Here is a 17399-nt window from a genome sequence, read left to right on the forward strand (position 1 = left end):
GGCAGTCAAATCAACCGTGATCAGGCTGCTTCCTGGGCATGCTCCGCCAGGATGGTCAGCCCCTCGGGCGTCACGTCGGCGAAGCCGCCGCGAACCTCGTAGGTGGTCACCCGGCCGTCGTTGTGGACCCGCACGGGACCTTCCTTCAGCGCGGTCATGAACGGCGCGTGGCCGGCCAGGACCCCGAAGTCGCCTTCGGAGCCCGGCGCGTCCACCTGGTCCACCAGCCCGGAGAACAGTTCGCGCTCCGGGGACACCAGGGAGAAGTTGAGTTTCGCGCCGGCCACCTAGGCCTCCGCCGCGAGCTGCTCGGCCTTGGCCACCGCGTCCTCGATGGTGCCGACGTTGTAGAAGGCCGGCTCGGGCAGGTGGTCGTACTCGCCGTCCACCAGCGCCTTGAACGAGCGGATGGTGTCCTCGAGGCTCACCAGAACGCCCGGCAGGTTCGTGAACTGCTCGGCCACGTGGAAGGGCTGGCTGAGGAAGCGCTGGATCTTGCGGGCGCGAGCCACGATCAGCTTGTCCTCTTCCGACAGCTCATCCATGCCCAGGATGGCGATGATGTCCTTCAGGGCCTTGTACTGCTGCAGCGTCTCCTGAACGCGGCGGGCGACCTGATAGTGCTCCTCGCCGATGACCAGCGGGTCCATGATCCGCGAGGTGGAGTCCAGCGGGTCCACGGCCGGGAAGATGCCCTGGGCGGCGATGTCGCGGCTGAGCACGGTCGTCGCGTCCAGGTGGGCGAACGAGGTGGCGGGCGCCGGGTCGGTCAGGTCGTCGGCGGGCACGTAGATGGCCTGCACCGAGGTGATCGAGCCCTTCGAGGTCGAGGTGATGCGCTCCTGCAGGTTGCCCATCTCGGTGGCGAGCGTCGGCTGATAGCCCACGGCCGAGGGGATGCGGCCCAGCAGCGCCGACACTTCCGAACCCGCCTGGGTGAAGCGGAAGATGTTGTCGATGAAGAGCAGCACGTCCTTGCCTTCCTGGTCGCGGAAGTACTCCGCCTGGGCCAGGCCGGTCAGGGCCACGCGAGCGCGGGCGCCCGGAGGTTCGTTCATCTGGCCGTAGACGAGGGCGCACTTGGAGCCCTCGGTCGAGCCGCCGTGCTCCTTCGGGTCCATGTTCACCTTGGACTCGATCATCTCGTGGTAGAGGTCGTTCCCCTCGCGGGTCCGCTCGCCCACGCCGGCCAGCACGGAGTAGCCGCCGTACGCCTTGGCGATGTTGTTGATCAGCTCCTGCATGGTCACGGTCTTGCCCACGCCGGCGCCGCCGAACAGGCCGATCTTGCCGCCCTTGGTGTAGGGGCAGAGCAGGTCGATGACCTTGATGCCGGTGACGAGCACTTCGGCCGACGTCGACTGCTCGGCGAAGGTCGGGGCCTCGCGGTGGATGGGGCTCGCGAAGGCGCTGTTGATCGGGCCGGCCTCGTCCACGGGGTCGCCGACGACGTTCATGATGCGGCCGAGGCAGGCGGGGCCCACCGGCACGGTGATCGGCTTGCCGGTGTCGACCACCGGCTGGCCGCGGGTCAGGCCCTCGGTGGTGTCCATGGCGATGGCGCGCACGGTGTTCTCGCCGAGGTGCTGGGCGACCTCGAGCACCAGGCGGAAGGGCTGGCCCGTCCGCTGGTCGGTGTTCGTGGTCTCGAGCGCGTTCAGGATCGCCGGCAGGTGACCCTCGAACTCGACGTCGACGACGGCGCCGATGATCTGGACGAGCTTGCCCGTGGCGACGCCCTGGGCGGCGGCGGGGGCGGGAGCGCCCGACGCGGCGGCGGGCTTCTTGGCGCGGGGCTTCTTGGCGGTGGCGGCTTCAGACATGGGGCTGTTCTTCCAACTAGATCGCTTCGGCGCCGGAGATGATCTCGATCAGCTCCTTGGTGATCTGCGCCTGGCGGGCTCGGTTCATCTGGAGGGTGAGGTTGGCGATCATGTCGCCGGCGTTGCGGGTGGCGTTGTCCATCGCGGTCATCTGCGCGGCGAAGAAGCCGGCCTGGTTCTCGAGCATGGCCGAGAAGATCTGGGTGGTGATGTTCCGCGGCAGCAGCTCGTTCAGGATCGCGCCCTCGTCGGGCTCGTACTCGTAGGAGGCGCCCTTGAGGTCCAGCGGCGCCGAGCCGTCCGCCACCTCGGCGGGGATCAGCTGGCGCGCGGTGGGGGTCTGGGTGACCACCGACTTGAACTGGCTGAAGAACAGCGTGACGACGTCGACCTCGCCGGCCTCGAACAGCTCACGGACCCGCGCCGACACCGTCTCGGCGACGGCGAGCGAAGGATTGCCGCCGACCTCGAAGGAATCGACGGTGCGCGAGGCGTGCAGCCGGCGCAGCTGGTCACGCGCCTTGCGGCCGACCGTGATGATCCTGACGTCCTTGCCCTCGGACAGCAGCTGGTCGATCCGCTGACGCGCCGCGCGCACGATCGACGAGTTGAAGCCGCCCGCGAGGCCGCGGTCCGACGTCGCCACCAGCACCAGGTGGCGCTGGTCCGACCCGGTGCCCACCAGCAGCTTCGGCGCGCCGTCGCCGGACACGCCCGCGGCGAGGTTGGCGATCACCGCCGCCATGCGCTGGGCATAGGGACGCGAATCCTGCGCGGCGTTCTGCGCCCGGCGCAGCTTGGCCGCCGCCACCATCTGCATCGCCTTCGTGATCTTCTGGGTGGATTTCACCGCAGCGATCCGATTGCGCATCTCCTTGACGCTGGCCATACGCCGTCAAGCCTTCCTGAAGAGCCACCAGGTGGTGTCGTCCATCACGGTCGTCCTTCGCCAGAAGAACCCGTAGTCGACGAGCACGAGGTCGGGGAAATTGTCGAGGTAGAGCGACCCGAAGTCGTTCTTGAAGAGAAGATCGGTTTCGCCACGGTACGGAATGGTCTCGGCCTTCGGCGAGAAGTACTCCGCGCAGAAGACGTACTTGGACGAGACGCGGTGGATCTCGCGCATCGTCCGGTCCAGCAGGCTGGGATCGACGTGGATGAGCACGCCGCAGGTGAAGGCGAGCTCCACCGCCCCGTCCGCCAGCGGGATCTCGTGGCCGAAGCCCGCGACCACGCGGTCGGCCGGCAGGACGCCGTCGTCCACCAGACGCTCGCGCGCGGCCGGGTTGGGCTCGATGCCCCACAGCTCCATGCCGGAGAGCGCCCGGATGCCGCGCAGGTTCAGCCCGAGGTTCGGACCGATCTCGATGGCGCTCGCCGGCATGTCGCCGACGATCTTGCGGAACACCTCGCCCCAGACGCGCGCGCGGCCGCGGACGGCGTCGGCCGAAGCGACATTGCGCTCCGTGTACCGATCGCCGAACTCGCCCGACCAGGCGCCCAGCGCTTTGGGTTGATCCGCGGCCATCCGTCTTGCTTAGGCGAACGTGTCCGCGAAGGCGGCGAGGATGCCCTTCAGCCGCTCTTCCACCACGCCGAGGTCCTTCTTGGTGCGGATCTCGTCCAGGAGGTCCTGGTGCTTGGCGTGCATGTGGCTGAGCAGCTCGCGCTCGAAGCGGCCGACCTGGGCGGTCGGGACCTTGTCGAGGTAGCCGCGGGTGCCGGCGTAGATCGACACCACCTGCTCCTCGACGGCGAGGGGCGAGTACTGCGGCTGCTTCAGGAGTTCGGTCAGGCGCTCGCCGCGCGCCAGCATCCGCTGGGTCGCCGCGTCCAGGTCCGAGCCGAACTTCGCGAAGGCGGCCATCTCCCGGTACTGGGCGAGCTCGCCCTTGATCGGGCCGGACGCGGCCTTCATCGCCTTGATCTGGGCCGAGGAGCCCACGCGCGACACCGAGATGCCGACGTTCACCGCCGGGCGGATGCCCTGGAAGAAGAGGTCGGTCTCGAGGAAGATCTGGCCGTCGGTGATCGAGATCACGTTCGTCGGGATGTAGGCCGACACGTCGTTGGCCTGGGTCTCGATCAGGGGCAGCGCGGTCAGCGAGCCCGAACCGTTGTCCTCGTTCAGCTTCGCGGCGCGCTCCAGCAGGCGGGAGTGCAGGTAGAACACGTCGCCCGGATAGGCTTCACGGCCCGGCGGACGACGCAGCAGCAGCGACATCTGGCGGTAGGCGACGGCCTGCTTGGAGAGGTCGTCGTAGATGATGACGGCGTGCATGCCGTTGTCGCGGAACCACTCGCCCATGGCGCAGCCGGCGAACGGGGCCAGGAACTGCAGCGGGGCCGGCTCGGAGGCCGTGGCCGACACCACGATCGTGTAGTCGAGGGCGCCGCGCTCCTCGAGGGTCTTCACGATCTGGGCGACGGTCGAGCGCTTCTGACCGATGGCCACGTAGATGCAGTAGAGCTTGGCGCTCTCGTCACCCGAGGCGTTCACCGCCTTCTGGTTCAGGATGGTGTCGATCGCCACGGCGGTCTTGCCGGTCTGGCGGTCGCCGATGATCAGCTCGCGCTGGCCGCGGCCGATCGGGATCAGGGTGTCGATGGCCTTCAGGCCGGTCTGCACCGGCTCGTGCACCGACTTCCGCGGAATGATGCCCGGAGCCTTCACGTCCACGCGGCGGCGCTCGGCCACGTTCTGGATCGGGCCCTTGCCGTCGATCGGCTCGCCCAGCGGGTTGACCACGCGGCCCAGGAGGCCCTTGCCCACCGGCACGTCCACGATCTCGCCTAGGCGGCGGACCTCGTCGCCTTCGCGGATGGCGCGGTCTTCGCCGAAGATCACGACGCCGACGTTGTCGCGCTCGAGGTTCAGGGCCATGCCCTTCACGCCGGCGGAGGGGAACTCCACGAGTTCGCCGGCCTGCACGTTGTCGAGGCCGAAGACGCGGGCGATGCCGTCGCCGACGCTCAGCACGGAGCCGACGTCGGAGACATCGGCCTCTTCGCCGAAGTTGGCGATCTGGGACTTCAGGATGGCCGAGATTTCGGCGGCGCGGATATCCATGGGCGTTACGCTCTCTTGAGGGCGAATTTCAGGGAGTCGAGCTTCGAGCGCAGCGAAGCGTCGAACAGACGGGAACCGACCTTCACCTTGATCCCGCCCAGGAGGGCCGGATCGACTCGGGTCGTGATTTCAGGGTCCTTGCCCAGCGACTGCCGAAGCGCCGCCTGCACGCCCTTGGCCTGGGCGGCGGTCAGCGGCACGGCGGTGGTCACTTCGGCCGAGACGGCGCCGCGGGCGGCGGCCGAAAGCTTGGCGAAGGCCTCGATGACCTGCGGCAGGGCGGCGGCGCGGCCGTTCGAGGCCAGCAGGCCCAGGAACTTCAGCGTCGTCATGTCGAACTTGGCCTTGGCGCCGATCCCGACCAGGCCCTTGGCCTTGTCTTCGGCGCTGAAGGTCGGCGAGCCCAGCAGGACCCGCAGATCCCGCGAATCCGCGATCGCGGCCTTCAGCGATTTGAGGTCGGCCTCGACCCTGGCGACCTTCTTCTCGTCGCTCGCCAGATCGAAGAGGGCTTGGGCGTATCTGAGGCCCACGTTCGCTGCGCTGGAGTCGTCTGCCACTACTGTCCGCCCGGGTCGTATGTCGCGCGCCGCAAGCGGACCGGTCCGCTGCGGCTAAAGGCTTGAAAGCGCTCGAGAAAAGCACATAGACCAACAGGTCGTCTTCGACCCCCGGCCCAAAGCCGCGCGCCTACTAGCACGCGCCGTTGTGCGTCGCAACCGAGTGGGGCCGGGTGCGACGTAAGGGAAGTTCAGCAAAAGAAAAGGCCCGCCGGCTGGGAGCCGGCGGGCCAGGCGACAGAAGCTCGACTGGGGAGCTGCTGGGAGTCTGCGGCCTTACTGCTTGGCGAGCGTGGTGGCGCCGGCCTTGGCCAGGGCCTTCTCGTTGCAGCTGGCGAGCTTGGCTTCGTCCAGCGCCTTGCGGCCGGAGAACGAGGCGACGACACCCACCTTGTCGGCGATGGTCTTGCAGGTCGCGGCGGCGAAGGTCTGCGAGGTCGGAGCCAGCGCGACGCAGGCGTCGCCTTCGCAGTTGAACATCGCCCCGCCGGCGATGAACTTGGTCTTCTCGGCCACCGGAGCGGCCAGCTTGGCGGTGATCGCGTCGGCGGCGAAGGCCTGGCCGGCCGCGAGGGTGGTCAGCGCGGCGCAGGCCGCAAGGAATTGGAGCTTCAAGGAGCCCTCCAGCGTTCGGGGAGTGCGGCGTCAAGGATTTGAGTACCGGCCCGGTCCGCCGCGTCTTGGCCGCCTCCGGGTATCCCCTCCCATTGGCGCGCGTCGAACTGAGCATTGCTAAGATAACGGTGTTAAGATCGCAGGTGCAACTGCAAAATGTTCTCAGTCGCTATGCGGGAATGCAGAGCCGGTCTGCGATCGCGCCGCCGGAAGTTACCCAAGGTCACCCCGCCGCCTTCGAAAGGCCGCGGTTGGACGGCAGTCGTTCATATCTCGTCAAGCATGTTGGGCGTTCCGTCGGCTTTGGCACCAGGCAGGGCCGGACGGCCCGTGAGCGGTTAGGAAGAAACTCCGAATGGCCAATGCGCAGTCGCCGGACGGTGGCCGTGAGCCCCGCCCCAGGCGCACGTTCCTGCAAGGGCTGATCTACTGGACCCTCGTGCTGGGCGTGTGGGGGCTGATCTTCCTGGTGGCCTTCTTCGCGGTCTTCGCCGTGGACCTGCCGGACACGTCCAAGCTGTACGACGTGAAGCGCCAGCCGTCGGTGAGCTATCTCGACAGGTCGGGCGGCCTGATCGCGGTGCGCGGCAGCCAGTACGCGCCGCCGATCGACCTCGACCGCCTGCCGCCGCATGTGCCCAAGGCCTTCATCGCCATCGAGGACCGCTGGTTCTACTGGCACTTCGGGTTCAACCCGTGGGGCATCGTCCGAAGCCAGATCTACAACATGCGCAACAAGGACAGCGGCGGGCCCCTGCGCGGCGGGTCGACGATCACCCAGCAGCTCGCCCGCAACCTGTTCCTGACGCCCAACCAGAACTATCGCCGCAAGGCCCAGGAGCTGATCCTGGCCGTCTGGCTCGAGGCCAAGTTCTCGAAGAAGCAGATCCTCGAGCTGTACCTCAACCGCGTCTACTTCGGCGCCGGCGCCTACGGCATCGAGGCGGCCTCACAGCGCTACTTCGGCAAGCCGGCCGCCCAGCTGTCCCTGGGCGAAAGCGCCCTGCTGGCCGGACTCATGAAGGGGCCCTCGCGCTACTCGCCCGTGGCCTCCACGGATCGGGCGGCGCGCCGGGCCACCATCGTGCTCGACGAGATGGTCGAGTACGGCTTCATCACGCCCGCCGAGCGCGAGGCGGCGATCCGCACCAAGGTCCGCGTGAACCCCGTGCTGGCCAACCAGCGGGCGCAGTACTTCACGGACTGGGTCGACGACCAGGTGCGCACGCTCGTGGGCGAGCCGACCGAGGATCTCGTCGTGGAGACCACCCTCGACCTGCCGCTGCAGGCGAGCGCCGAGCAGTCGGTGCTGGCCGGGGTGAACGCCGCCAAGGGCCAGGGCGTCGAGCAGGCCGCGCTGGTCTCCATCGACGGGGAAGGCCGGATCCGCGCCTACGTCGGCGGCACCAGCTACCTGCAGACGCAGTTCGACCGCGCCACGATGGCGCGTCGGCAGGCGGGCTCGGCCTTCAAGCCCTTCGTCTACCTCACCGCCATGGAGGCCGGCCGCACGCCCGAGACGCCGGTCGTGGACGAGCCGATCAAGATCGGCGAGTGGGAGCCGCGCAACTACACCGGCGAGTTCCTGGGGCCGATCACGATCCGCACGGCCTTTGCGCAGTCGGTGAACACGGTCGCGGCGAGGCTCGCCAACGAGGTGGGCACGGCCAACGTGGCGGCGACCGCCCGGCGGCTGGGGATCTCCTCGCCCATCCAGCTCGACCCCTCGATGGCGCTGGGCGCCGTTGAAGTCTCTCCGCTCGAGATGGCCCAGGCCTATGCGCCGTTCGCCAACGGCGGCTTCCTGGCCCGCGGATACGGCATCGAACGGATCCGCACGGCCGGCGGGCGCGTGCTTTACGACCACAACATGGACAAGGCGCCCCGCGCCCAGGTGATCGGCCAGCCCGCGCTCGCCTACATGGTCACGATGATGCGCGGGACGATCACCGGCGGGACCGGTACCCGCGCCAGCGTCCGCGGCTACGACCTGGCCGGCAAGACCGGCACCACGTCCGACTACAGGGACGCCTGGTTCGTGGGGTACACAGGCGGCTTCGTGACCGCCGTCTGGGTGGGCAAGGACGACAACAAGCCCATGCGCCGGGTGACCGGCGGCGGCGCGCCGGCCGGGATCTGGCGCGACTACATGACCGCCGCCCTGCCCCGCCTGAAGGTCGCCCCGATCCCGGGCGGCGACCTCGCTCCGCCGCCCGAGGACGAGGGGCCGATCGACCAGATCCTGGAAGGGGTGACCGACTTCTTCCGCGGCGACCGCGAGGAGGCGCCCCCGTCCGAGTTCGAGGATGCGCCGCCGCCGCGGGCCCGCGACCGCGAGCGCCGCCAGCAGGAGCCGCCCTTCTAGGACGGCCGCGCAGGAATCCCCGCGCGGCGGGCGGCCGGTCAGCGCCCGAAGGCGTGCAGCCTGGCCCCCTCAGCCCGCAGCCAGGCGCGATGCCGGCGTTCGTCGCCGACGAGGCTGCGGACGTGGGCCCAGAAGCGCGGGCCGTGGTTCAGCTCGAGGAGGTGCGCACACTCGTGGGCCGCGACGTAGTCGGCCACCTCGAACGGCGCCAGCGCCAGCCGCCAGGAGTAGCGGATCGACCCGGGCCCGCCGCGCGGGCCTGGCCGGCACGACCCCCAGCGCGACTTCGCGTCCGCCACCGTCACCTTCGGCATCGGGGCGCCCAGCCGGGCTGCGTAGTGCGCGGTGCGCGCCGTGAGCACCTCGGCGGCCTTCCTCTTGAGGACGAGCATGACGGCGCGGGAAAACCCCTCGCCTTCGCCCATGGCGGCGATGCGGGCCGTCGAGCCGTCGACGGGTTCGATCCAGCGCGCACGGCCTGCGCCGGACTCCAGCCGCACCGGCCGGCCGAAGACCTCGATCAGCATCCCGGGCGCCAGCGTCGCCGTGGCCGGCAGCTCGGCCATCCGCTCCACGATCCAGCCGGCGCGCTCGCGGGCGAAGGCGGCGGCTTCCGGCAGCCGGCGCAGGGAGGGCGCCGTGGCCACGACCTCCCGTCGCGTGCGGTCGAGCCGCAGCGAGACCCGCCGGGCGCGCACATTGACCTTGAGGCGCACGCGGGCGCCGGCGATCTCGAGATGATCGCCGTCGGACAGGCTCGAGGGGCGACTCAGGATGTTCATCGCGCCCAGGCTAGGCGACAGACGCGGCTAGGTCTTGGCGGCCCGCGGACGGATCTGCACGACGCCGTCGGCCTCGGTGGCCCGCGCGGCGGCCGCCGCCGGGCGCCGCTTCACGTCCTTCTCCATCCGGCGCACGAACTCGCGCACCCGGGGATAGATCTCCTCGCGGAAGCGCTTGCCGTTGAACACGCCGTAGTGGCCTACGTGCGGCTGGATGTAGTCTTCCTTCATCTCGACCGGCAGGCCGAGGCAGAGCCTGTGCGCCGCCTGCGTCTGGCCGATGCCCGAGATGTCGTCGTTCTCGCCCTCGACGGTGAGCAGGCCCACGTCGGTGATCCGCTCGGGCTTCACCCGCCGGCCGCGGTGCTCCAGCTCGCCCTTCGGCAGCAGGTAGCGCTGGAAGACCACATCCACGGTCTGCAGGTAGAACTCTTCGGTGAGATCGAGCACCGAGAGGTACTCGTCGTAGAACTCCAGGTGCTTGTCGGCGGAGTCCCCGTCGCCCTCCATCAGGTGGGACAGGTAGCGCCGGTGCGCTTCCTGGTGCTTGTCGAGGTTCATCGACATGAAGCTCGCCAGCTGCACGAAGCCCGGATAGACGCGCCGGCCCGCGCCCAGGTGGGGCGGCGGCACGTTGTAGATCATGTTGGACTCGAACCAGGCGAACGGCCGCTCCTCGGCCAGCTTGTTGGTCACCGTGGGCGAGAGGCGCGCATCGATCGGCGAGCCCATGAAGGTCATCGAGGCGGGACGGCACTCCTCGTTGTCCTCGGCCATGAGCGAGACCGCCGCGAGCACCGGCGGCCCGGGCTGGCAGACGGCGACCACATGCGGGCGCGGGCCCAGCTGGCGCAGCATCTCCCGGACGTGGTCGATGTAGTCGTGGAAGTCGAAACGGCCCTCGACGAGCGGCACGTCGCGCGCGTTCGTCCACTCGGTGATGAAGACCTCGTGGTCCTGGAGGAAGGCCTCCACCGTGCCGCGCAGCAGGGTCGCGTAGTGGCCGGACAGCGGCGCCGCGATCAGGACCGCCGGCTCCAGCTCGGTCTTCCCGGCGCGGCGCAGGTCGCTCATGTCGCGCGCGAAGTGCGTGAGCTTGCACCAGGGGCTGGACCAGACCTCCTGCGTGCGCACCCGAACCCGGCTGCCGCTGATGGCGACCGAGCCGATGTTCCAGTCCGGCTTGCCGTAGCGGCGCGTCAGGTTCGCGAACAGGTCCGACGTGGCGTAGAGGCGCTTGCCCACCTCGGTGTCGGACGCGGGGTTGAGCGGCGAACTCCAGAAGTCACGCGCCGCCAGCGCCGCCCAGCGGAGCGGCGAAGCTGCGTAGTAGCCGGCCTCATAGAGCGTGTAGAGCATCGTCTGAACCTTGTGCGCCGCAACATACCCTGTCGGGTGTTAACGGCTTGCGCAAGGCGAAGGATGCGCGCCGCGAGACGAATCCCGCAAGCGGCGAAACAGCACAGCTATGCGGCGCCGCAGAACAAGGCGGTCTCTGTGAGCGTCAGCAATGGTCCGCGGCGGGGCCCGCCTGCATGGCGGTCCTGATCTTCGCCGCCGTCTGCTCGGGCGTCAGTTCGTAGGGCAGGACGCACGCCAGGCGGCCCTTCGGGTTCATCAGGTAGCTGTAGGCCGCGTGGTTCACCTGGTAATCGGGGCCCTCGCCGGACTTCTGGTAGAACACCCGGTAGGCCTTGGCCGCGACGTCCACCTGGGCCGGCGTGCCGGTTAGGCCGATCAGCCGCTTGGGAAACGCCGGGTTCGCCACATAGGCGCGCATCTGCTCCACCGTGTCGCGCTGGGGGTCCACCGAGATCAGCACGGTCTGGACCTTTGCGGCCTCTCCGCCGAGCAGCGGCTCCACCTGGCCCATCTCGAACAGGGTCGTCGGGCAGATGTCCGGACAGTGGGTGAAGCCGAAGAACACCACGCTCCACTTGCCCTTCAGGACGTCCTGATCGACCGTACGTCCGGATGTGTCGACCAGTTGGAACGGTCCGCCCACGGCCGCGCTCTGGTCGGTGGGGCCGAGTACGCCCCTGCGGACGGCGAGAGCGGTGAGTATGGCCAACGCGACAGCCAAGACCGCAATGACCGCCAGGATCCGCCTGGACATGCGCACTCCTTCGCCGGGCTCGCCGCGGGGGGCCGCGGAATGACCCACGCCCCGGTCAGCAGCCTCGATACGGCGGCGCCCAACGCGCCGCAAGACGTGTGGGACACCGCCGACATCCGCAGGGGCCACCTGCGGGTGCGGACCCTGGTGAACGTCCGCTGGATGGTGATCTTCGGCGAGGCCGTGCTGGTGGCCGCCATGGCGTTCCTGCTGCGGTACGACGCGCCCTACCTGGCGTGCGCGGGCGTGATCGCGGCGGGCGCCGCGATCAACCTCGCCACCCGCGTGTCCGGCCCGATGCAGCGGGTGATGGCCGACCGCGAGGCGATCGGACAGCTGTCGATCGACGTGCTCCAGCTCTCCGCCGTGGTGAGCCTCGTGGGCGGCACGGCCAACCCGTTCGTGCTGCTCCTGATCGCGCCCGTCACGCTGGCGGCGGCGACCCTGCCCCTGCGCCCGCTGCTCTTCGTGGCGGGCCTGGCCTCGGCGGCCTCGATGCTGCTGGCGATCATCTACCTGCCCTATCCCGGCTCTGAGCGGTTCAGCCTGGAGTTCCGGATCATCGCCGGCGTCGCGAACATCGCCGGCATCGCGCTCGTCGCCGGCTACGTCCGGCAGTCCGTGGTGGAGGCCGCGCGCATCTCGCTCGCGCTCGATGTGACCCAGACGGTCCTGGCGCGCGAGCAACGGCTCTCGGCGCTGGGCGCGCTGGCCGCCGCCGCCGCCCACGAGCTGGGCACGCCGCTGGCGACCATCGCCATCGTCGCCAAGGAGATGGCGCGCGAGGCGCAGACGGCGACCGTCAAGGAGGACGCCGAGCTGCTCATCGCCCAGGCCGAGCGGTGCCGCGAGATCCTGAAGCGCCTGACCGCCACGCCCGACCGGGCCTCCGACGCCGTGCACGAACGCCTCTCGCTGCGCCAGCTGGTGCAGGAGGTGATCGAGCCTCACGCCAATGCGAGCAAGGAGGTGCGGGTCGAGGCCATCGTCACCGGCGCCAAGGACCTGAAGGCGCCCGATGTCCGCCGCCTGCCGGAGATCACCCACGCGTTCACGACCTTCCTGGAGAACGCCGTGGATTTCGCGCGGTCCGAGATCCTGGTGTCCGCCCGCTTCGACGCGGACACGATCACGATCGAGGTGCGCGACGACGGCCCGGGGTTCGCGCCCGACATCCTGGCGAAGCTGGGCGAGCCCTATGTCACGAGCCGCCCGGGCGCCGAGGGATCACGGACCGGCCACGTCGGAATGGGTCTCGGATTCTTCATCGCCAAGACGCTTTTGGAACGAACTGGGGCGGAAGTGACGTTTCACAATGCGAAGCCGCGCGGCGCCGTGGTGGCGGTGCGCTGGCCCAGGTCGCGGGTGGAGGCGTCTTGATGCTGGAGACACGGCAGCGCTTGCACGAAGCCATCAAGGTGCGACAGTCTGACGCATCCTTCCGGAGGGACGACGCATGACCGACCTTTCCGCTGAAGTCGCGGGCCTCGCCGATCGCAGTCTGCTCGTGCTGGACGACGACGCGCCGCTGCGGACGCGCCTCGGCCGCGCGCTGGAGCAGCGGGGCTTCGAGCCAACGCTGGTGGGCAGCGTCCAGGAGGCGATGCAGGCCGTGCGTCAACGCGCGCCGGCGTACGCCGTGCTCGACATGCGCCTGGAAGACGGCTCGGGCCTGAAGGTGGTCGAAGCTGTCCGGGACGCGCGGCCCGACGCGCGGATCATCATGCTGACCGGCTACGGCAACATCGCCACGGCCGTCCAGGCGGTGAAGGCGGGCGCCGTGGACTACCTGTCGAAGCCCGCGGACGCCGACGATGTGGTGCGCGCGCTGCTGGCGCGTGGGGACCAGGCCCCGGCGCCGCCCGACAATCCGATGAGCGCCGACCGCGTGCGATGGGAGCACATCCAGCGCGTCTACGAGCTGTGCAACCACAACGTCTCGGAAACCGCGCGCCGCCTCAACATGCACCGCCGCACGCTGCAGCGGATCCTCGCCAAGCGCGCCCCGAAGTAGGCGCCGGCCCTCCCCCGCCGTCGGGAAAGGACCGGCCGTCGGGGGTCAGTGGCGTGCGCGCTTCATGGCGCTCACTTCGTCGTGCTCGAGGCGGATCTGCTCGCACGCGCGCGTCACCACCTGGCGCGCCTCCATGGGCAGCTCCCCGTCGTCCAGCGCGGCCTCAAACTTGCCCTTGATGAAGTCCTCGCCCCGCTCCACTTCGTCGATCACCGCGGTGTCGTCGCGCCCGCCCATGACGGCGTTCTTCAGGTCGACGAACTTGTTGTGGGCCTTGCCGAGCAAGGACTGATCGTCTTCGGGCTCCCCGCCGAACGAACGCACCTCCTGCTGAAGCTGGCGCGTCAGCTCCATCCGGCGCGCGGCGCGCTCGGCGAACATGGTCTTGAGCTGCCCTTCGGAGGCGTTCTCGGCCGCCTCCCGGTATCCGTTGGCGCTGTCGAGGGTGGTTTCGATCAGGCTGTTCAGGACCTTGACCGCGTGTTCGCGTTCGTTGTGCATCTGCGACTCCATGGGTTGAGCGGCAGCACAACCCCGGTCGGCGCGGAGGTGTTCCTTTAGAGCTCGGTCGCCGCCACGCCGGCGGCGCGCATGGCGGCGAGGCGCGCGAAGGCCAGCGTCAGGGCCTTGCGCCGGGCGCCCGCGAGCGGGGCTGCGGGGGCTTCGCGGAGGATCGCGCCGCCGAAGCCGTCGGCGACGATGAGGCCTGGCTCATCGGGCAGGATCTCGCGCGGGAACTCCGGGGCGACGGCGAAGGCGAAGGCGTCGCAGTAGGGCAGGTACTCGGGCCACTTCAGGTCCACCCGGAAGTCCTCGACGCCCGACTTCACCTCGACGATGAAGATCTCGCCCTTGGGCCCCAGCGCCATCAGGTCGGCGCGTCGGCCGTTCGGGAGGGTCACTTCCGCGAGCGGCGCATAGCCCAGGGCGCTCAGCAGCCGCGCCGCGCCGCGCGTGACGGTGGCGGTGGTCTCGGGCCGGGAGACGACGACGGTGACGTCCATGCGATCACCTTGTTCCGCCTTCGTTCCGAGTCAACAGAATCCGGCGCTCAGCTGCCCATCGGCAGCGGAAACTCAAGACGGCCCACGTCGAAGCCGAGTTGGCGGAAGCGGGCCAGCGCCTGGCTCCGGGCGGCCGCCGGCAGGACCGGCCGCTGCGCCATCAGCCAGAAGTACTTGCCGTCGGCGGTGGCGAGCGCGAGCCAGCCCTGGTCGGGCCGGTGCTCGAGCACGACGTAGTTCTGGCTCACCACGCCGCCGAAGAAGCTCATCTTCAGCTTGGCGTTCGTCCGGGGGTCGGACACGGTGGCCTTCGCCTTCCAGACCGAGAGCGGGCCGTTGGACCCGCCCTTGTGGCAGGACTGGACGACCGCGAACCCGTTTGGGGCCGGCTTCCAGTCGGAGGCGCCGGCGACGCAGCCGCGCTGCAGCGCGTTCGGCGTGCGGGCCACCTCGTACCAGCGGCCCATCATCTTGGAGATCTCGATGCGCCCCGTGGGCTCGACCGCAGCCTGGGCCGGGGCGAAGGGAGCGAGCAACAGGGCGGCGCCAAGCGCCGTCGGGAGCAACGATCGGGGCATGTTGCAGTGCAATATACGAAACGAGGGCCAAACGCCAATCCCGGAGCCGCGCCATTGGGACGCAGCTTTGGTGACCGGAGGATGAACGGTCGCCTCGCAGCAAGCGGCGGCAAAGCCCAGACGAAAAGAGGCTCCGCCTTCGCGGAGCCTCTCCGAAACCGGGTCCGTGCGGCGGCCGTCTATTCGGCGGCGATCAGGACCTGCTTGGCCTTGTCGGCGAAATTGATCTCCTGGAGGAAGCGGATGCCCTCCTCGGCGATGTCGTCGCCGACCATCTTGTCGCCCTCGGCCTTCAGCTCGTCCATGTCGACGTACATGCCGTAGAACGCCTTGGTCCGGTCGGTGATGATGCCGGCGTTGAGCAGGGTCTTCACCAGCACGCGGAAGATGTTGGTCTGCTCCTTCATGCCCTCGCGGCGGGTGTCGTCCGTGATCAGCTTGCCCAGTTCGGCGATGACGATCTCGGGATCCAGGCCGAACTCCTCGTAGAGGCTGCGCTGCTGCGTCGGGCCCACGAGGTTGAAGAGCAGGGTCTGGAAGCACTGGGCGGCCCAGAGCTCGATGATCTCGTGCTCCTTCTCCGTCAGGTGCGGGATGGTGCGGTCGGCCCAGATCTTCCCGAACTTGTGGTGGAACGCCTCGTCGGTCATCACCAGCTGGGTCAGCTTGCGGGCCAGCGGGTCGTTGGTCAGCTTGAAGATCGTGGCGAAGGCGCCCATGGCCAGGCCTTCGACCAGCATCTGCATGCCGATGATCTTCTTGTAGACTTCGGGCGAGTGGATGATGTCGACCAGCAGCGCCTTCAGCGTCGGGCCGCACTCCACCGGACGGCCCCAGCGGGCCTTGATGTACTTGGCGAAAGCCGTGACGTGGCGCGCTTCCTCGCGCGTCTGGTTGGCGGCGTACTCCTGCGCGCCCTGGTCCTTCAGCACGTGGCAGAGGCTGGCCGACAGGTTCAGCGCGCCCTGCTCGCCGTGCAGGATCGAGGAGAAGGTGCGCAGGGTGAACTGGTTGACGAAGCGGACCCGGTCCTTCTGCGTCTTCAGCGCGTTCGACACGTAATCGGTCTGCAGCGAGATCACCATCTCCTCGGGGAGGATCATGGTGTTTTCCATGTCGAAGGGCTCGTCGAAGTCGATGTACTTCTTGTCGAGCGGATCCCAGAAGTGGTCGTGGGTGGCCGAGATGATCTTGTCGAAGGCGGTCGAGCGGGCGTTGTAGCGGTCGAGCTCGAGCATCGACTCGAAGTCGTCGGGAGACACCGCGTCGTAGATCACGTCCTTGGTGATGTTGCCGTCGGCGGCCATGCCAAAATCCTCGCTGGGGTCCGGCCGGAGAAAATGCGGTCTTAACACCGTTCAGTCAAGGAAAGTGACGGGCGCGTCAGGTTCTGGGGACGCCGCGCCGGCGGCCTATTCCACCGCCGCCTCGATCGCGTCGATCTGAGCGTCGGACAGCCCGAAGTGGTGGCCGATCTCGTGCACGAGGACGTGGGTCACCAGCTCCTCCAGCGAGATCTCCCCGTGTTCGGCCCACTCGTCGAGGATCGGGCGGCGGTACAGGAAGACGCGCGAGGGCTCGGGTTCCGGCCCGAAGACGCTGCGTTCGGCGAGACTGACGCCGGAGTACAGGCCCGTGAGGCCGAAGCTGTCCTCGATCCCCAGGTCCTCAAGGACGTCGTCGGGCGGGAAGTCGTCCACGCGGAAGACCACGTCGCCGGCCAGCGTGCGGAAGCCTTCGGGCAGTCCGGCGAAGGCGCGCTCGGCGAGTTCGGCGAGGTCGTCCAGGGAGGGGGCGCGGCCCCAGGAGGTCGGCTCACTCATCCGGCATCACGATGTGGGGGGCCTCGGGGGGCCGGACCTCGAACAGGCCGATGTCGAGCGGCTGCTGCGGCCGGGTGGGCCGGAGCGGCGCCCGGGCGATGGCGCGCAGGGTGTCGGGGTCGAGCGCCTGTTTCGACTTGCGCGCCTGCCGCGCCTGCGGCGTGTCCAGGGGCCGCTCGGCCGTCCCCACCCGCCAGTACGAGACGGAGAGCCGCCAGACCGTCCGGGCCGCCCTGGGCGGATCGGGCCAGCGCCGCCCGTCGGCGTAGACCGGCTCCACGGGCCTGGGCCGCGGCGCGCCGTCGGCGACCTGCTCGACGAGCCGGCAGTATCGGTCCACGGCTTCGGGCGACGCACCCGTGCGTTCGTCCTCGATCCGGCCGCGGTAGGCGTCGAGCGCCGCCTCGCGCGTGGCGAACGCCGGCCCGACGGCGTCGCTGGTGAAGACCACCGCCTCGCCCGCGCGGCGCACCGCCTCGCTTTCGCGCGCGGCGCGGCCCAGCGGGCGGCTCAGGGCCTGCTCCGCATTGGTCGCCACCGGGTAGAGGATCGCGGTCATCGGGCGCATTCTCGACGATTATCTGCCGGATTAGAACGTGGGTAGCGCGTGCCCGGGGGCCAAGCGGGGCCTAAGCTGCGCAGGAACTGA

The 17399-nt window shown here is 69.3% G+C and carries 18 protein-coding genes and 1 pseudogene; 3 read left to right on the forward strand and 16 right to left on the reverse strand.

The window, feature by feature from the left end; genetic code table 11:
- Nucleotides 1-20: 20 nt before the first annotated feature.
- The 7 genes from AC2D8W_RS15895 to AC2D8W_RS15925 all read right to left on the reverse strand — a co-directional run bounded on the left by AC2D8W_RS15895 (nt 21) and on the right by AC2D8W_RS15925 (nt 6068).
- On the reverse strand, nt 21-287 hold the full coding sequence (locus AC2D8W_RS15895; RefSeq protein ID WP_293483612.1) for an ATP synthase F1 subunit epsilon: 267 nt from the start codon (nt 285-287) through the stop codon (nt 21-23).
- Nucleotides 288-1823, reverse strand: a complete 1536-nt coding sequence (atpD, locus tag AC2D8W_RS15900) for a F0F1 ATP synthase subunit beta (protein ID WP_293483611.1) — start codon at nt 1821-1823, stop codon at nt 288-290.
- 16 nt (nt 1824-1839) lie between these two features.
- Complete coding sequence (locus AC2D8W_RS15905) at nt 1840-2712, reverse strand: F0F1 ATP synthase subunit gamma (RefSeq protein WP_484672355.1); 873 nt, start codon at nt 2710-2712, stop codon at nt 1840-1842.
- Between the two features lie 6 nt (nt 2713-2718).
- The gene (locus AC2D8W_RS15910; protein WP_293483609.1) at nt 2719-3351 is read right to left on the reverse strand and encodes a pseudaminic acid biosynthesis-associated methylase; all 633 of its coding nucleotides are present in this window, start codon (nt 3349-3351) and stop codon (nt 2719-2721) included.
- Between the two features lie 9 nt (nt 3352-3360).
- Nucleotides 3361-4893, reverse strand: coding sequence for a F0F1 ATP synthase subunit alpha (atpA, locus tag AC2D8W_RS15915; RefSeq protein WP_293483608.1), 1533 nt, complete (start codon nt 4891-4893; stop codon nt 3361-3363).
- A gap of 5 nt (nt 4894-4898) precedes the next feature.
- Nucleotides 4899-5453, reverse strand: coding sequence for a F0F1 ATP synthase subunit delta (locus tag AC2D8W_RS15920; RefSeq protein ID WP_293483607.1), 555 nt, complete (start codon nt 5451-5453; stop codon nt 4899-4901).
- 276 nt (nt 5454-5729) lie between these two features.
- Nucleotides 5730-6068 carry a DUF8200 family protein gene (locus AC2D8W_RS15925; protein WP_293483606.1) on the reverse strand — a complete coding sequence of 113 codons (339 nt, stop codon included), beginning with the start codon at nt 6066-6068 and terminating at the stop codon, nt 5730-5732.
- 355 nt (nt 6069-6423) lie between these two features.
- On the opposite strand from AC2D8W_RS15925, the gene AC2D8W_RS15930 reads away from it, so the two are divergent.
- The gene (locus AC2D8W_RS15930) at nt 6424-8433 is read left to right on the forward strand and encodes a transglycosylase domain-containing protein (RefSeq protein ID WP_484672356.1); all 2010 of its coding nucleotides are present in this window, start codon (nt 6424-6426) and stop codon (nt 8431-8433) included.
- 38 nt (nt 8434-8471) lie between these two features.
- Here the strand turns inward: AC2D8W_RS15930 and AC2D8W_RS15935 are convergent, their stop codons facing one another.
- The 3 genes and pseudogenes from AC2D8W_RS15935 to AC2D8W_RS15945 all read right to left on the reverse strand — a co-directional run bounded on the left by AC2D8W_RS15935 (nt 8472) and on the right by AC2D8W_RS15945 (nt 11331).
- A complete protein-coding gene (locus tag AC2D8W_RS15935; RefSeq protein ID WP_484672357.1) occupies nt 8472-9215 on the reverse strand; it encodes a M48 family metallopeptidase in 744 nt (247 codons plus the stop codon).
- Between the two features lie 120 nt (nt 9216-9335).
- A pseudogene (locus AC2D8W_RS15940) lies at nt 9336-10574 on the reverse strand (polyhydroxyalkanoate depolymerase); the annotation flags it as partial.
- A gap of 145 nt (nt 10575-10719) precedes the next feature.
- Nucleotides 10720-11331 (reverse strand): SCO family protein, encoded by a 612-nt coding sequence (locus AC2D8W_RS15945; RefSeq protein WP_484672358.1) that lies wholly within the window; start codon nt 11329-11331, stop codon nt 10720-10722.
- Between the two features lie 39 nt (nt 11332-11370).
- Here AC2D8W_RS15945 and AC2D8W_RS15950 point away from each other — a divergent pair, with 39 nt between their 5' ends.
- Both AC2D8W_RS15950 and AC2D8W_RS15955 read left to right on the forward strand, forming a co-directional pair.
- A complete protein-coding gene (locus tag AC2D8W_RS15950) occupies nt 11371-12711 on the forward strand; it encodes an ActS/PrrB/RegB family redox-sensitive histidine kinase (protein WP_484672359.1) in 1341 nt (446 codons plus the stop codon).
- A 76-nt stretch (nt 12712-12787) separates the two neighbouring features.
- On the forward strand, nt 12788-13345 hold the full coding sequence (locus AC2D8W_RS15955; protein ID WP_293484851.1) for an ActR/PrrA/RegA family redox response regulator transcription factor: 558 nt from the start codon (nt 12788-12790) through the stop codon (nt 13343-13345).
- 45 nt (nt 13346-13390) lie between these two features.
- Here AC2D8W_RS15955 and AC2D8W_RS15960 read toward each other — a convergent pair whose 3' ends face one another.
- The 6 genes from AC2D8W_RS15960 to AC2D8W_RS15985 form a co-directional block, all read right to left on the reverse strand.
- The gene (locus tag AC2D8W_RS15960; RefSeq protein WP_484672360.1) at nt 13391-13846 is read right to left on the reverse strand and encodes a PA2169 family four-helix-bundle protein; all 456 of its coding nucleotides are present in this window, start codon (nt 13844-13846) and stop codon (nt 13391-13393) included.
- 56 nt (nt 13847-13902) lie between these two features.
- Nucleotides 13903-14349 carry a DNA repair putative endonuclease MmcB gene (gene mmcB / locus AC2D8W_RS15965; RefSeq protein WP_484672361.1) on the reverse strand — a complete coding sequence of 149 codons (447 nt, stop codon included), beginning with the start codon at nt 14347-14349 and terminating at the stop codon, nt 13903-13905.
- A gap of 47 nt (nt 14350-14396) precedes the next feature.
- Nucleotides 14397-14927 (reverse strand): lipocalin family protein, encoded by a 531-nt coding sequence (locus AC2D8W_RS15970; RefSeq protein WP_293484845.1) that lies wholly within the window; start codon nt 14925-14927, stop codon nt 14397-14399.
- 179 nt (nt 14928-15106) lie between these two features.
- Nucleotides 15107-16234 (reverse strand): ferritin-like domain-containing protein, encoded by a 1128-nt coding sequence (locus AC2D8W_RS15975; protein ID WP_293484843.1) that lies wholly within the window; start codon nt 16232-16234, stop codon nt 15107-15109.
- A 105-nt stretch (nt 16235-16339) separates the two neighbouring features.
- Entirely contained in the window at nt 16340-16750 is a 411-nt protein-coding gene (locus tag AC2D8W_RS15980) for a metallopeptidase family protein (protein ID WP_484672362.1), read from the reverse strand.
- On the reverse strand, nt 16743-17309 hold the full coding sequence (locus AC2D8W_RS15985) for a hypothetical protein (RefSeq protein WP_484672363.1): 567 nt from the start codon (nt 17307-17309) through the stop codon (nt 16743-16745). Before AC2D8W_RS15985 ends, AC2D8W_RS15980 begins: the two co-directional genes overlap by 8 nt.
- Between the last annotated feature and the right edge of the window lie 90 nt (nt 17310-17399).

The organism is Phenylobacterium sp. T106 (genome assembly GCF_057219735.1).

Excerpts from the sequence above, each read along its gene's own strand:
- atpD (WP_293483611.1), bottom strand. The coding sequence starts at position 1,823 with ATGTCTGAAGCCGCCACCGCCAAGAAGCCCCGCGCCAAGAAGCCCGCC.
- AC2D8W_RS15905 (WP_484672355.1), bottom strand. The coding sequence starts at position 2,712 with ATGGCCAGCGTCAAGGAGATGCGCAATCGGATCGCTGCGGTGAAATCC.
- AC2D8W_RS15910 (WP_293483609.1), bottom strand. The coding sequence starts at position 3,351 with ATGGCCGCGGATCAACCCAAAGCGCTGGGCGCCTGGTCGGGCGAGTTC.
- atpA (WP_293483608.1), bottom strand. The coding sequence starts at position 4,893 with ATGGATATCCGCGCCGCCGAAATCTCGGCCATCCTGAAGTCCCAGATC.
- AC2D8W_RS15930 (WP_484672356.1), top strand. The coding sequence starts at position 6,424 with ATGGCCAATGCGCAGTCGCCGGACGGTGGCCGTGAGCCCCGCCCCAGG.
- AC2D8W_RS15935 (WP_484672357.1), bottom strand. The coding sequence starts at position 9,215 with ATGAACATCCTGAGTCGCCCCTCGAGCCTGTCCGACGGCGATCATCTC.
- AC2D8W_RS15945 (WP_484672358.1), bottom strand. The coding sequence starts at position 11,331 with ATGTCCAGGCGGATCCTGGCGGTCATTGCGGTCTTGGCTGTCGCGTTG.
- AC2D8W_RS15950 (WP_484672359.1), top strand. The coding sequence starts at position 11,371 with ATGACCCACGCCCCGGTCAGCAGCCTCGATACGGCGGCGCCCAACGCG.
- AC2D8W_RS15955 (WP_293484851.1), top strand. The coding sequence starts at position 12,788 with ATGACCGACCTTTCCGCTGAAGTCGCGGGCCTCGCCGATCGCAGTCTG.
- AC2D8W_RS15960 (WP_484672360.1), bottom strand. The coding sequence starts at position 13,846 with ATGCACAACGAACGCGAACACGCGGTCAAGGTCCTGAACAGCCTGATC.
- mmcB (WP_484672361.1), bottom strand. The coding sequence starts at position 14,349 with ATGGACGTCACCGTCGTCGTCTCCCGGCCCGAGACCACCGCCACCGTC.
- AC2D8W_RS15970 (WP_293484845.1), bottom strand. The coding sequence starts at position 14,927 with ATGCCCCGATCGTTGCTCCCGACGGCGCTTGGCGCCGCCCTGTTGCTC.
- AC2D8W_RS15975 (WP_293484843.1), bottom strand. The coding sequence starts at position 16,234 with ATGGCCGCCGACGGCAACATCACCAAGGACGTGATCTACGACGCGGTG.
- AC2D8W_RS15980 (WP_484672362.1), bottom strand. The coding sequence starts at position 16,750 with ATGAGTGAGCCGACCTCCTGGGGCCGCGCCCCCTCCCTGGACGACCTC.
- AC2D8W_RS15985 (WP_484672363.1), bottom strand. The coding sequence starts at position 17,309 with ATGACCGCGATCCTCTACCCGGTGGCGACCAATGCGGAGCAGGCCCTG.